Origin of the sequence: Spongiactinospora rosea (assembly GCF_003315795.1) — a bacterium.
GTDB lineage: Bacteria > Actinomycetota > Actinomycetes > Streptosporangiales > Streptosporangiaceae > Spongiactinospora > Spongiactinospora rosea.
This window is the reverse complement of record NZ_QMEY01000002.1, coordinates 511626-527004: the sequence shown is the minus strand read 5'-3', so window position 1 is coordinate 527004 and position 15379 is coordinate 511626. Positions and strand designations below refer to the sequence as shown.

Genomic DNA, 15379 nt, shown 5'->3' with positions numbered 1-15379 from the left:
CTAAATAGCCTGGAAGGAACGGCTGAGTCTTCGATGGCTTCGATGACCGAATCCGGCACGCGTCTCCTACCGCTCACTTCCGCCAACCTCACCGACCTGCGCCGCCGCGCCGGCGACCACACCGACCTCGCCTTCGCGCGGGCGTGCGCCATCGGGCTGGCGTACTGGGCGACCGGCGAAAGCCCCGGCGGTCTCGACCTCAGCCCCAAGACCCTGTTCACCGACGTCCTCGGCTGGGCCGCCGGCGGCGGGGACTCCGGCTGGGAGATCGGCGCGGACGGCCGGAGCATCGCCGTTCCCGAGGGCGTCGCGCTGGACGACGCCCGGCTCGCCCTGGACGACCTGGCCGCCTTCCCGGACCGGCCGGTCGGCACCATCCGCCCGGACAGCGTGGCCGCCCGGCTCGCCACCTTGGCCGAATGGAACGCCACCAAGGCCGACCGGGACCGCCCGTCGATCGTGGAGTTGTTCCGCGAACAGGCGCGGACCAGGCCCGACGCCATCGCCATCGTGGACGAACACCGCTCGCTGACCTACCGCGAGGCCGCCGCGCTGTCCAACCAGCTCGCCCACCACCTGATCGACCGCGGGCTCACCGCCGAGCAGACCGTCGGCATCTCGCTCGGCCGTTCCGCCGAGATGGTGATCGGCCTGCTGGGCGTGCTCCAGGCCGGAGGCGCGTTCGTGCCGCTCGACCCGCGCTGGCCCGCCGCCCGCCGCGCGGCCGTCATCGAGGACGCCCGGATCACGGTCCAGCTCAACGCCACCGGCGAGCGCGAGGCGGGCGAACCGGACGCCGTGGCCGTCGATCTCGCCGACTGGCGGTACGGCTCGCGCCCCGCCGAGTGGACCGGCATCACCGTCCCCGGCCCCGCCCTGGCGTACGTGATCTTCACCTCCGGCTCCACCGGACGCCCCAAGGGCGCGATGATCCGGCACGAGGCGATCAGCGAGCGGCTGCTGTGGCAGTCCGGCGAGATCCTGGGCTTCGGCCCCGACGACGCGTCGCTGTTCAAGGCCCCGCTGTCGTTCGACATCTCGATCAACGAGATCTTCCTGCCGCTGGTGCGCGGCGGCCGGCTGGTGATCCTGCGGCCCGGCGGCGAACGCGACCCGCACCACCTGCTCGGCGTGATCGCCGAACAGCGGGTCACCTTCACCTACCTGGTGTCGTCCATGCTGGACGTACTGCTGGAGATCGAGGGCGGCGACGGGCGGCTGGACAGCCTGCGGCACGTCTGGTGCGGCGGCGAGGTGCTGACCCCCGAGCTGTACGAGCGGTACCGCACCCGCCTCGGCATCCCGCTCTACCACGGCTACGGCCCCGCCGAGGCGACCATCGGCGTCTCCCACGTCATCTACCGCGGCGCGGCCGAACGCCTCACCACCTCCATCGGCAGGGCCAACCCCAACACCGCGCTGTACGTGCTGGACGACGAGCTGCGCCCGGTCCCGGTCGGCGTCGGCGGCGAGCTGTACGCGGGCGGGTTCCTGCTCGGCCGCGGGTACGTCAACGCGCCCGGCCTGACCGCCTCCCGGTTCGTGGCCGACCCGTTCGCCGCGGACGGGTCCCGGCTGTACCGGACCGGCGACCTCGCCCGGTTCGCCCCGGACGGCTCCCTGGACTTTCTGGGCCGGGCCGACAACCAGATCAAGATCCGCGGCATGCGGCTGGAGATCGAGGACGTCGAGGCGGGCCTGGCCGAGCACCCCGGCGTCCGGCACACCTGCGTGGTGGCCAAGAAGAACGCGGCGGACGGCACCTACCTGGTGGGGTACGTGATCCCGGCGGCCGGAAGCGAGGACCTGCGCGCCGGCGAGGTCAGGGCGTGGGCCGCCGAGCACCTGGTCGAGTACATGGTGCCCGCGCACATCGTGGTGCTGCCGGAGTTCCCGCTCACCCCGAACGGCAAGCTGGACCGGCGCGCGCTGCCCGAGCCGGTGATCGAGACCGCCGCCGTCGTCCCGCCCGCCACCGAGAACGAGCGCCTGGTGTGCGCGGCCGTCGCGTCGGTGCTGAAGCTGGAGCGGGTCGGCGTCGACCAGGACTTCTTCACGCTCGGCGGGGACAGCATCCTGGTCATCTCGCTGCTCGCCGCGCTGCGCGAGGCGGGCCTGTACGTCACCGTGCGGCAGATCTTCACCAACGGCACCATCGGCGCGCTGGCCGCGGTGGCGAGCCGCGAGGAGGTCGCCACCGCGGACCACCGCGACGTCGCCACCGGCCCGGTCACCGGGTCGCCGATCGTGCGCTGGCTGGGCGAGACCACGGACGCGATCGACGGCTTCGTGCAGTCCGTCGTGCTGAACACCCCGGCGGACCTGACCCCCGACACTCTCAGCGAGATGCTGAACGCCCTGGTCAGGCGGCACGACATGCTGCGCGCCCGGCTGGTGCGCGGCGACCGCTGGGGCTTCGACGTACCGGCGGCGGACGGAACCGTCGCCGGATGGCGGGAGAGCGACCGGCCGCTGGAGGAGTGCGTCGCGCTCGCCATCGGCGGGCTGGACCCGGACGGCGGCGCGATGCTGCGCGCGGTCTGGCGGCGCGCGGCGCGGCAGTTGGTGGTCGCCGTGCACCATGTGGTGATCGACGGGGTGTCCTGGCGGGTCCTGATGGAGGACCTGGCCACCGCCTGGCGGCAGGTTCGCGCCGGTACGCCGGTCGAACTCCCGGCGGCGGGCACGTCGTTCCGGCGCTGGACCCAGTTGCTGGAACGCGCGGCGGCCGGCGCGGACCCGGCCTACTACCGGCGTCCGCTTCCCGGGCCGGACGTACGGCTGGGCGGGCGCGCGCTGTCGGCGGCCGACACGGTCGAGCGGGAGCGGGTGCTGGCCGTCCAGGCGGACCCCAAGGTCACCGCGGCGCTGCTGGGCGAGATCCCGGCGCGGTTCCACGCGGGCGTCAACGACGTACTGCTGACCGGGCTCGCCGTCGCGCTCGCCCGCTGGCGGCGCGACCGGGGCCGCGAACAGACCTTCGCGCACATCGAACTCGAAGGCCACGGCCGTGAGGGCGGCTTCGTGGCGGGGTCGCCCGAGCCCGAGCTGTCGCGGACGGTGGGCTGGTTCACCACCCTGTTCCCGGTGGTCGTGGATCCGGGACCGGCGGCCGACTTCACCGCGCCCGCGTACCTGGCCGCCGCGCTCAAGGCGGTCAAGGAGGACCTGGCGCGGGTGCCGGACAACGGCGTGTCGTACGGCGCGCTGCGCTACCTGGCCGACGCGCGCTTCGACGCCCCCGCGCCGCAGGTGCTGTTCAACTACCTGGGCCGCTTCGACGCGGGCGAGGGCGGCGACTGGCGGCCCGCCGGGAGTACCGGCCAGCTCGGCGAACGACGCGACCCGAAGATGCGCCTGCCGCGCCCGCTGGAGTTCAACGCCATCGCCGAACCCGGCCCGACCGGCGAATACGAGCTGGTCACGAACATCTCCTGGCCCGAAGGGGTGTTCACCGACGAGGACGTGGCCACGCTCGGCGCGTACTTCCTGGCCGCCCTGACCGGCCTCGCCGCGCTGGAACACGGCGGCCACTCGCCCAGCGACTTCCCCCTCGTGCGGCTCACGCAGGCCGACGTGGACGCCCTTGACGGCCCGGCGCTGCGCGACATCCTGCCGCTGACGCCGTTGCAGGAGGGCCTGTACTTCCATTCGGTCTTCGACGACGACTCGGCGGGCAGCTACGTCGAACAGCAACTGCTCACGCTTTCCGGCGACGTGGACGCCGACCGGCTCGCGGCGGCGGCGTCCCGGCTGCTCGCGCTGTATCCGAACCTCGCCGCCCGGTTCGTCGCGCTCGCCGACGGGCGGGTGGTGTCGGTGCTGGAGAGCGGGGCGCAGGCCCCGTTCACCACGCTGGACCTGCCGGGTGCCGCCGAAGAGGAGATCCGCGACCTGGCCGAACGGGACCGGCGTTCCGGGTTCGACCTGGCGGCCGGGCCGCTGATGCGGTACACGCTGATCCGCACGGGGCCGAGTCGCTGTGTGCTGGTGCAGACCGTGCATCACATCGTGGCCGACGGGTGGTCCGTGCCGCCGATGCTGCGCGCGCTGCTGGCGGAGTACCACGCGCCGGGGTCGGTGTACCCGAGGGGCGGCTTCGCCGACTACGTACGCCGGCTGGCCGAACGCGACGCCGCCGCGAGCGACGAGGTGTGGCGCGACCAGCTCGCCGGGCTGCCCGGCCCCTCGCTGGTCGCCGAGGGGCACACGCCGAGCGGCCGGTTCGCCGACACCGCCGTGGAGCCCGACGCCGACATCGACGCGGCGGCCCGTACGGCGGGCGTGCCGCTGAGCGTCGCCGTGCACGCGGCGTGGGCGGTGACGCTGGGCACGATCCTGCCCGGCCGGGACGTGGTCTTCGGGTCCACGGTGTCCGGGCGGGACGCGGACGTCCCCGGCATCGAGGACATGGTGGGGCTGTTCATCAACACCATCCCGGTGCGCGTCCGGTGGGCGGCGGGCACGACGGCGCGCGAGCTGCTGGCCTCGGTACGCGACCACCAGGGTGCGGTACTTCCGCACCAGCACGTCTCGCTGACCCGGATCGGACGCCTGGCGGGCGGCGGCGCGCTGTTCGACACGCTGGTGGTGTTCGACGTCGCGGCCGACGTGGCAGAACTGCGCCGCCCTGGGGACGAGTTCGCGATCACTAGTATCGGGAACGAGGGGGCGCCGCACTACCCGCTGACGCTGGTGGTGGAACGCACCTCCGGCGGACGGCCGCGGTTCAACCTGATCTACGACGGCGAGCTGCTGCGGGAGCCGGGCGCGCGGACCCTCCTGGACACCTTCACCCGCGCCCTGACCGGCCTGCTCACCCGGCCCGACGCTGTGGCCGCCGCTTCGGCGCGGCCCTCCGCCCAGATCGCTCCGGTCACCCTGGGCGGTCTTTTCGACGCCGCCGCGGGGCGCGACCCGGCCGCCACCGCCGTCACCCAGTGCGCCCTGGACGGCACCACCCGGTCCCTGACGTACGGGGAGCTGGCCGAGGCCAAGAACCGGCTGGCCGCGACGTTGCGCGCGGCGGGCGTCGGGCCGGGGGAGCGGGTCGCGGTCGCGGTGCCGCGCTCCGCCGAGCAGGTGGTGGCGCTGGTCGGGATCGTGAGCGCGGGCGGGGCGTACGTGCCGCTGGACCTCGCGTACCCGGACGAACGGCTCGCGTACATCCTCACCGACTCCGCGCCGAAGGTCGTACTCGTTGCCCCCGAGCAGCGCGACCGCTTCGTCAGGCTGGTGGCCAGGACGGGCGTGCCCACACGCGTCCTGGTCCAGGGAGACGACCTGCCTTCGGCCGCTGCCGGGCCCGAGGCCGGTTGGCACGATCCCGCGTACGTGATCTACACCTCCGGCTCGACCGGGCGGCCCAAGGGCGTGGTGGTCCCGCACTCAAGCGTGGTGTCCCTGCTCGCCAACACCCGTCCCGACCTGGACTTCGGCCCGCGCGACGTGTGGGTCCAGTTCCACTCCTACTCGTTCGACTTCGCGGTGTGGGAGCTGTGGGGGGCGCTGGCGCACGGCGGTGAGCTGCTGGTGCCGGAGTACGCGCTGACCCGCTCCCCGGTGGACTTCCACCGGCTGGTCCGCGAGCGCGGCGTGACCGTGCTGAACCAGACCCCGTCGGCGTTCTACCAGTTCATCGAGGCGGACCGGCACGTCGGCGAGCCGCTGCCCGCGCTGCGCGTTGTCGTCTTCGGCGGCGAGGCGCTGGACCTCGGACGGCTGCGCGGCTGGGTCGAACGCCACGGCACGGCCTCACCCGCGCTGGTCAACATGTACGGCATCACCGAGACCACCGTCCACGTCACGTACCGCCCGCTGACCGACGCCGATTTCGCGGGCACCGCCGGCCCCATCGGCGGCCCCATCCCCGGCCTGGCGGTCTACCTCCTCAACGACCACCTCCGCCCGGTCCCCCCGGGCCAGGTCGGCGCCATCTACGTCGCAGGCGCCCAGCTCTCCCTCGGCTACCTGGGCAGACCGGACCTCACCGCGAGCCGCTTCGTGGCCGACCCCTTCGCCGCCGACGGCTCCCGCATGTACCACACCGGCGACCTCGCCCGCCGCACCCTGGACGGCGAACTGGAGTTCATCGGCCGCGCGGACGACCAGGTACAACTCAAGGGCTTCCGGATCGAACTGGGCGAGGTCGAATCCGCCATCAGACGCCTCGACGGCGTGGTCGATGTCGCCGTCACCGTGGCCCCTGAAGGCGACCACCTCATAGCCCACATGGTCGGCCACATCCCCACCGACCTCCCCACCCTCCTGGCAGCCCACCTCCCCGCCCACATGATCCCCACCCAAGCCCTCCCCATCCCCGCCCTCCCGTTGACCATCAATGGCAAACTCGACCGCCCCGCCCTCACCCAGCGAACCCCGCGGACCAACCCCTCTGACTCCCCGGGCACGGATTCGGGCGAGGCGATGTTGGTGGGGATCTTCGGGGAGGTGTTGCCGGGGGAGGGGGTTGATGGGGATACCGACTTCTTCGCCGCCGGCGGGGACAGTATCGTCGCCATCGCGCTGGTGAATCAGGCCAGGGCGCGGGGGCTGGCGATCACGCCGCGGGATGTGTTCCTGTACCGGACGCCGCGGGCGCTCGCTCAGCGGGTAGCGGCCGAAGAGCCGCGCGTACCCGTGCCCGCTCAGGCCGTGGACGGGCCGCTGACGCCGACGCCGATCATTTTGCGGCAGCGGGAGATCGGGGGCTCGCTCGACAGGTTCGCGCAGGCCAGGGCGTTGCCCGGGGTGGGGTTCGCGGAGGCGGAGCGGGCCGCGAACGCCGTGGTGGCCGCGCATCCCGCACTGCGGATGCGACTGCGGGCCGAGCACGGGGTATGGGCGCTGCGTACCGAACCCGCCCGTGCCGTCACCGTCGTACGGGCCGCCACCGACGACCCCGCCACCGCCGCGAACGAGGCCGCCGCCGAGCTCGACCCCGAAAAAGGCGAGGTGATCGCGTTCGCCTGGCTGGAGGCGACCCGGACGCTCGTCGTCACCGCGCACCACATCGCCATCGACGCCGTGTCCTGGCTGATCCTCCTGGACGACCTCGCCACCGCCATGCGCGGCGCCCCCCTGCCCCCGCCCACCACCCCCTACGCCGAGTACGCCGACGCGCTGGCCACCGCCTCCGCGCACGATATCGACGGCCTCGGACACTGGATCGACACCCTCCAAGCCCCCGCCCCCCTCCCCACCGGCAATCTGCGCGAGATCACCGTGGACCTCCCGCCCGCGCTGACCGCGAGCGTGACCCGCACCGCGCCCGCCGTACTCGATACCGGCCTGACCGAACTCCTGTGCGGCGCACTCCGCGCCGCCCTGACCCACATCCAGCCCGACCCCACCGACCTCGCCATCGACCTGGAACGGCACGGCCGGGTCCCGGCGCACGAGCACCACGACTACACCCGCACGATCGGCTGGTTCACCGCCATCGCGCCGGTCCGGCTCACCGCGCACACCGACCCCGTCGCCGCCGCCCGCGAGGTCGCCGAACGCCAGCCGGACGAAAACGGCCACATCGCCTACGGCCGCCTCAGGTACCTCAACCCGCAGACCGCCCCCCTGCTGAAAGCCCGCCCCCAGGTCCTGTTCAACTACCTGGGCCGGGCCACCGAGTCCCAGGCCCTGCCCATCACCGGTGACCAGCAAGGCCCGTACGCCGTCGAGGTCAACGCCTGGATCGACGGCGAGACCCTGCGCGCGACCTTCACCCTCGCCGAGGGCGTCCCCACCGAGCTGACCGGACACTGGCTCCACGCACTACAGCAGATCGCCCAAGCCACCGCCGTACGCACCGCCCCCGTCACCCCCCTCCAGAAGGGCCTGTACTACCAGTCCCAGCTCACCGGCTCGACCGGCCACTACGTCGCCCAGAGCTACTTCGCCTTCGACCGCCGCCTGGACCCCGCCGCCCTGGCCGAGGCCATGGCACACGTGATCGCCCGGCACCCGGTCGTCGGCGCCGGTTTCACCACCGATGACGACGGGACCCCGGTCCAGGTACTCGCCGCGGGCCGCCGGGTCGATGTCCGCACGGCGGTACTGTTCACGGACGCCGACGTCGAAGACCTGCGCGCCCGCGACCGCGCCACCGGCTTCGACCCCGCCGAGCCGCCGCTGGTCCGGCTGACTGTCGTACGTCTGCCGGACGACCGTGACGGCCTGCTGCTCAGCTACCACCTGCTGCTCTGGGACGGCTGGTCGCGCGAGATCGTGCTGCGCGACCTGTTCGACGCCTACCAGGCCGTCCTCGACGGAAGACCCCTGGACCCGATCCCCGCCACCCCGAGCTTCGAGGACCACGCCCGCGCCCTCGCCGCCAGGGACGCCTCCGCCGCCGAACGCTTCTGGGCCGCCCACCTGACCGGTCTGTCCGGCCCGACCCTGCTCGCCGGGCCCGCCCCCGCCCTGTCGGAGGAACTGCCGCCCGCCCTCGTCCGCACCCTGTCCGCCGAAAGCTCGGAAAGCCTCAAAACCGCCGCCAGGACTCACGGTGTCACCCTCAACTCCGTCCTGACCGGCGCGTTCGGCCTGCTGCTCGGCGCGCGGACCGGCCGCGGCGACGCCGTGTTCGGCGTGACCGTCTCGGGCCGCGAGGGCCGCGACGGGGAGGCGCTGGACGAGGTGGTCGGCGTACTGCTCAACACCGTGCCCATGTGGACCCGGCCGCGCCCCGCCGACACCGTGGCGGAGTACCTCTCCGCAGTCCAGGCCGGCCGGGTGGCCGCGATGGACCACGAGCACCTGGGCCTCGGCGAGATCCAGCGCGCCGCCGGGCACGACACCCTGTTCGACAACCTGTTCGTGCTCCAGAACTTCCTGGACCTGGACGCCTTCGCACGGATGAACGCCAGGCACGGCATCACCGCCGTGCGGGCCGACGACTCCACGCACTACCCGTTCACCTGGGTCGTCACGCCCGGCGACCGGCTCACGGTCAAGCTGGAGTACCGGCACGGCGACGCCGCGCACGCCCACCGCCTGCTGGACGACTACCTGCGCGTACTCGACGACCTGGCCCGATCCGCCGGCCCGCTGGGCGCGCTGCCCGGCCTCGCGCCGGCCCCCGAGCCGGGCCCGCGCACGGACATCGGCACCGACACCGTGGTGGACCGGTTCGACCGGGCCGCCGACCGCGACCCGGAGCGCGTCGCGCTGGTGGCGGACGGCCGGAGCATGACGTTCGCCGCGCTGCGCGACCGCAGCCGCGCGGTCGCGGGCGTGCTCGCCGCACGCGGCATCGGCCCGGAGCGGACGGTGGGCATCGCGATCCCGCGTTCGCTCGACTCGATCGTGGCGCTGTTCGCGGTGCTGCGGACCGGCGCGGCGTACGTCCCGCTGGAACTCGACCACCCCGACGAGCGGATCAACGCCATCATCGCGGACGCCCGCCCGGATGTGATCCTCACCGTCAGCCCCGTCACCCCCCGCCTGACCGGCGACCTGATCGAACTGGACCGCCCGCTGCCGGACGCCCCGCCGTACGTCACGTTCGCGCCCGGCGACCCACAACGGCTGCGCCACCCCGCGTACACGATCTACACCTCCGGATCGACCGGCCGCCCGAAGGGCGTGGTCACCGAGTACGCCGGGCTGACCAACATGCTGATCAACCACCAGCGCCGGATCTTCGAGCCGGTGCTCGCCGAGCACGGCCACCGGGTCTTCCGGATCGCGCACACGGTGTCGTTCGCGTTCGACATGTCGTGGGAGGAACTGCTGTGGCTCGCCGATGGCCACGAGGTGCACATCTGCGACGAGGAACTGCGCCGCGACGCGCCGCGGCTGGTCGAGTACTGCCTTGAGCACCGGATCGACGTGATCAACGTGACCCCCACCTACGCTCAGCAACTCGTGGCGGAAGGGCTGCTGGACGACCCCGCGCGGCGGCCCCCGCTGGTGCTGCTCGGCGGCGAGGCGGTCACCCCGGCGCTGTGGCGGCGGCTCGCCGAGACCCCGGGGACGGCCGGCTACAACCTGTACGGGCCCACGGAGTACACCATCAACACCCTCGGCGTCGGCACCTTCGAGTGCGCGGACCCGGTGGTGGGCGTGCCGATCGACAACACCGACGTGTACGTGCTGGACCAGTGGCTGCGTCCGGTGCCGGACGGCGTGCCCGGCGAGCTGTACGTCTCCGGGATCGGCATCGCCCGCGGCTATCTCGGGCAGCCGGGCCAGACCGCGCACCGGTTCGTGGCCTGCCCGTTCGGCCGCCCGGGGGCGCGCATGTACCGCACCGGCGACCTCGTCGCCCGCCGCCCCGACGGCAACCTCGCCTATTTGGGCCGTACCGACCAGCAGGTAAAGATCCGCGGCCACCGGGTCGAACTCGGCGAGGTCGAGGCGGCGTTCGCCGCGCACCCGGCGGTGCGGTTCGCCGCCGCGGTCGCCCAGTCCGACCCGCAGGTGGACGGCGCGTACCGGCTGGCCGCCTACCTGGTGCTGACGGCAGGTTCGGACCTCGCGGCGGTGGCCGCGGAGGTCGGCGCGGGCCTGCCCGACTACCTGCGCCCCACGCACTACGCGCAGGTCGATCACATCCCGCTGACCGTGAACGGCAAGGCCGACACCAAGGCGCTGCCGCCCGCCCGGCCGCTCGGCGCGCTGACCACGGGCGGCGAACGCGGCCCGGCGACCGAGACCGAGACCACGGTGTGCGAGTACTTCGCCGAGGCCCTGGACCTGGACGACGACGAGGTGAGCGCGGTGAGCGACTTCGGGGCCCTCGGCGGCCACTCGATGCTGGCGGTACGGTTGGTCGGGCTGCTCCGCCGCGAGTACGGCCCTGTGATCACCATCCGCGACCTGCTCACCCTGCGAACCCCCGAAGCGATTGCCCGGCACCTCGATGACCACTCCTGACCGGCCGGAGCCCCGTACCGGGGCGGCCATCCTGCGGACCGCGCTGCGCCGCAACGCGGGCGCGATGGCCTGGGGCACCCTGCTCATGGGCATGTACCAGGCGGGCGAGACCGCCTTCCCGATCGCGCTCGGCCTGATCGTCGAGCACACGATGCGTGAACGCAGCCTCGGCGCGCTCGCCCTGTCGATCGCCGCGCTGGCCGTGATCATCACCACCGTCTCGCTGTCCTGGCGGTTCGGCATGCGCGTCCTGCAGAAGGCCAACACCACCGAGGCGCACCGCTGGCGGGTGCGGGTCGCGGCCTGCGGACTCCAGCCGGTGGCCAGGAGGACCGACCTGAAGTCCGGCGAGGTGCTGACCATCGCCACCGAGGACGCCGACCAGACCGCCGACATCATCGAGGTGGTGCCGCTGCTGATCAGCTCACTGGTCGCGGTGGTGATCTCGGCGGTGGCGCTGGGCATCGCCAGCGTCCGGCTGGGCCTGCTGGTGATCGTGGGGACCGTCGCGATCCTGTCGATCCTGAGCGTGCTGTCCAAACGGATCGGCGACGGCACGCGCGAGCAGCAGGCCCGGGTGGCACGGGCCGGGGCGAAGGTCGCCGACCTGATCAGCGGCCTGCGCCCGCTGCACGGCTTCGGCGGCAACCACGCGGCGTTCGGGTCCTACCGCAGGCTCAGCGCCGAGGCCAGGAACCAGGCGGTCGCGGTCGCCAAGGTCAACGGCGCGTACGCCGGCGCCGCGCTCACCCTCAACGCCATCCTCGCCGCCGCCGTCACCCTCACCGCCGGGTGGGAGGCGCTGAGCGGCGACATCACCATCGGGCAGCTGGTGATGGCCGTGGGCCTGGCGCAGTTCATCATGGAACCGCTCAAACTGTTCTCGGAGATGCCGAAGTACGTGGTGGTGGCGCGGGCGTCGGCCGAGCGGATGGCGCTGGTGCTGGCCGCGCCCCCGGTGCAGACCCCGGGGTCGGCCCGCCCGGCCGGTGACGGCGGGCTGGAAATCGACGGGGTGCGGTACGGCGCGCTGCGCGACCTGAAGTTCCACGTCTCGGCGGGCGAGTTCGTGGCCGTCGCCGCCTACCAGGCCCGCGCGGCGGCCGACCTGGCGTCCGTCCTGGCGGTGAACGTGCCGCCGGACGCGTACGAAGGCGTGGTACGCGTCGGCGGGCACCCCCTCGCGGACCTGTCGATCGAGGCGGTACGCGAGCACCTGCTGGTCAACCCGTACGACGCGGAGATCTTCGCGGGCACCCTGCGCACCAACATCGACCCGGCCGACGCCGGCCGCATGGTCCCCGAGGCCGTCGAGGCCTCCATGCTGACCGACGTCGTCGCCCTCCACCGGGACGGACTCGACCACGGCGTCCGCGACCGCGGCGCGAACCTGTCCGGCGGCCAGCGCCAGCGCCTCTCCCTGGCCCGCGCCCTGGCCGCCGACCCGCCCATCCTGGTCCTCCACGACCCGACCACGGCGGTGGACGCGGTCACCGAACAACTCATCGCCCGCAACCTCGCCGACCTGCGCCGCGACCGCACCACCATCGTGATCACCACCAGCCCGGCCATCCTCGACACCGCCGACCGCGTCCTCATCCTCGACGGCGGCACCATCACCGCCGAGGACACCCACCGAAACCTCCTCACCTCCGACGAAACCTACCGCCGCTCCGTGGCCCGCTGACCCCGCCCCAGTAGAGGGTCAGAGCGCCCGGCACGGCGGAGCCCGGTCGTGTGCCGCGCCGCCTGGATCAGCGGCGGACACCCGCCGTCGCTCGGTAAGTGCGGGTGCCGCGCCATGGTGGGCCCGGCGCGGGCTCCCGGCAGGGACCTGATCCGCCTTGTGCCATTCGCAGTTCATCGTCACACCGTCCGGAGAGTGGCGCTTGATGTCGGCAGGGCTGACGGTGGCATCGATCGGCGCGGGAGGGCAATGGACGCGTTGTCCGGAAGTGGTGAATGGCCTTATCGGCGGCCTGTCACCTGTTTTCCGCTCCGGTTCCGGTGCGGAACCGGATCCGGTGGCAGCATGGATCTCCCCTGTCCGATCGGTGTGGGAAAGGACATGTGCAGCCATGCGGTCTTCCGACGAACGTCCCCGGGTTCTGTTCGCCGAGCGGTTCGCGCAGTTGTACATCGAGGCGGGCGACCCACCGCTGAAGGCGATATCGGAGGCGGTGGCGCGGGCCCGGCGTACCGATGACCGGGGGCGCCCGGTGCGGGCGAACGTCCAGCGGCTGAGCGACTGGCGGCGCGGGAGGAACATCCCGGCGCGGTTCGCGGTGCTGGGCTCGGCGCTGGAGGTCCTGATCGCGCTGGCGAAGAAGAGGTCGGGCGGCTCCGGCTCCGGACCGCTCTACGACATGACCGCCTGGCACACCCTGTGGCGAGAGGCGCTGGCGCAACCCGTCGGCGAGGCCGCACCCCGCGCGGCCGGGACCCGATTAGGCGGCAGGCCGCGGCAGTTGCCGCTCGACATCGCCACCTTCACCGGCCGGGACCGCGAGCTGAGCACCATCGCCGGGCTGCTGGACCCGGCGTCCGCCGGCACCGGCCCGGTGGTGGTCGTGCACGGCCCGCCGGGCGTGGGCAAGTCGGCCTTGGCCGTCCGCGCCGCCAGCCGATCCTCCGGGCAGTACCCCGACGGCGACCTGTACGTGAACCTGCGCGGCGCGACCCCCGGTACGGCGGCGCTGGACCCGGCCGAGGCGCTGGGCCGGTTCCTGCGCGCTCTTGGTCTGCCCGCGGCCGAGGTGCCCGCCGACGCGGAGGAGGCCGCGGCCCTGTTCCGCAGCCAGGTGGCCGACCGGCGGCTGACGATCCTGCTGGACAACGCCGCGACCGCGGCCCAGGTCAGGCCGCTGCTGCCGGGCACGTCCCGCTCGGCCGTACTCATCACCAGCCGGACCGGCCTGGCCACTCTGGAGGGCGCGACCCACCTGCGCCTCGGCCCGCTGGAACCGGACGCCGCGCAGGAGATGCTGGCCCGTCTGATCGGGACCGCGCGCACGGCCGAGCACCCGCCGGACACCCGCAGGCTCGCCGAACTGTGCGACCACCTGCCGCTGGGGCTCCAGATCGCCGCCTCCCGGCTGAAGACCCGGCCGGACTGGACCGTCGGGACCCTGGTGGAGCGGCTGGCCGACGAACGGTACCGGCTCAGCGAGCTGGACGCGGACGAGTCGGCCGTGCGCGGCGGCCTCGAACTGAGCCACGCCGGTCTGGCCCGCTCGGCGAACCCCGCCGACCGCGCGGCGGCGCTGGCGCTGTGCATGAGCGGCCTGGTCCCGGTGACGGGCTTCGACGCGCACCTCGTGGCCTCGCTGATCGAGACCACCGCGATCGAGGCGGACCGGGCGATCGAGCGGCTGCTGGACGCCCACCTGATCGAGGTGGCCGCGCCCGGCCGCTTCCACATGCACGACCTGATCCGGCTGTTCGCCCGCGAGCTGGCCGAGGGCACCGTACTGCACGGCCAGGCCAACGCCGCGATCACCCGGGTGCTCGGCCACTACGTGGCCACCGCGTACAGAGCCGCCCAGATGGCCTACCCGAACCGCATCCACTACTCCGTGCCGGACATCGAGGCCCGCGCGAAGGCGTTCGGCGACCCAGGCGAGGCCCACCGCTGGCTGGAGGACGAACGGGCGAACCTGCGGGCGATGATCCGCCGGTCGTGGGGCGGCTCCGACGAGCACGCCCGGCTCGGCCTGTGGCTGACCCTGGCGCTGCACTGGCACCTGATCGTGGGCTGCTACCTGGATGATGCGGTCGAACTCAACGTCCAGGCCGTCGCCCAGGCCAGGCGGCTCGGCGACCGGTACGCGCAGGCCATGGCGCACAGCGCGCTCGGCGCGGGGTACATGCAACTCGGCCGCCTGGGCGACGCGGAAACGGCGCTCAAGGCCGAGTTGGCCATCTGCCGGGAGACCGGGAACCGGGTGGGGGAGCAGCGGGCGCAGGGCAATCTCGGGGTCCTCTACCTGCTGTGGGCCCGCCCCGAGGAGGCGATCGTCCATCTGGAGGGACAACTGGCGACGGCCCAGGAGATCAAGGTCACGGTGGGTGAGATGTTCGCCCGCCACGCCATGGGCAAGGCGTACCGCCTGCTCGGCCGATATACCGAGGCCATCGAACTGGTGGAGAGGGCGCTGGCCTGGTACGAGGAGACCGGCGACGACTACAGCGCCTCGGCGACGCTGGAACAGCTCGGCCTGATCCACATCGATCTCGGCCGCCTGGAGGCGGCGGCGGACCTGCTGTCCCGCAGCCGTGAGCGGGCGCGTCAGGGCCACCACCGCGGGGGTGAGGTGGAGGCGCTGATCGCTCTGGCCCGCACCTGGCGGCTGCGCGGCGCCCCGGACAAGGCGCTGGACTGCGCCGAGGAGGCGATCGCCATCGCCTCCTCGATCGGCGCCATCCGGCTGGGGGCCCAGGCGCGCGCGGAGCACTCCGCCGTACGTGGCGCCGCCGACGTGCCGGACGCGTAGCCGGGGGCGGG

Annotated in this window: 3 protein-coding genes; all 3 read left to right on the top strand. The window is 73.2% G+C overall.

Features of this window, described 5'->3' with window-relative positions; translation table 11 throughout:
* Positions 1 to 42 precede the first annotated feature (42 nt).
* The 3 genes from DP939_RS48620 (at position 43) to DP939_RS07520 (ending at position 15368) form a co-directional block, all read left to right on the top strand.
* Positions 43 to 10875 (top strand): non-ribosomal peptide synthetase, encoded by a 10833-nt coding sequence (locus DP939_RS48620; protein ID WP_113979864.1) that lies wholly within the window; start codon positions 43 to 45, stop codon positions 10873 to 10875.
* Positions 10862 to 12562 (top strand): ABC transporter ATP-binding protein, encoded by a 1701-nt coding sequence (locus DP939_RS07525; protein WP_113980102.1) that lies wholly within the window; start codon positions 10862 to 10864, stop codon positions 12560 to 12562. Before DP939_RS48620 ends, DP939_RS07525 begins: the two co-directional genes overlap by 14 nt.
* A 391-nt stretch (positions 12563 to 12953) precedes the next feature.
* On the top strand, positions 12954 to 15368 hold the full coding sequence (locus DP939_RS07520) for a tetratricopeptide repeat protein (protein ID WP_158578496.1): 2415 nt from the start codon (positions 12954 to 12956) through the stop codon (positions 15366 to 15368).
* Positions 15369 to 15379: the final 11 nt, after the last annotated feature.

Excerpts from the sequence above, each read along its gene's own strand:
- DP939_RS48620 (WP_113979864.1), top strand. The coding sequence starts at position 43 with ATGACCGAATCCGGCACGCGTCTCCTACCGCTCACTTCCGCCAACCTC.
- DP939_RS07520 (WP_158578496.1), top strand. The coding sequence starts at position 12,954 with ATGCGGTCTTCCGACGAACGTCCCCGGGTTCTGTTCGCCGAGCGGTTC.
- DP939_RS07525 (WP_113980102.1), top strand. The coding sequence starts at position 10,862 with ATGACCACTCCTGACCGGCCGGAGCCCCGTACCGGGGCGGCCATCCTG.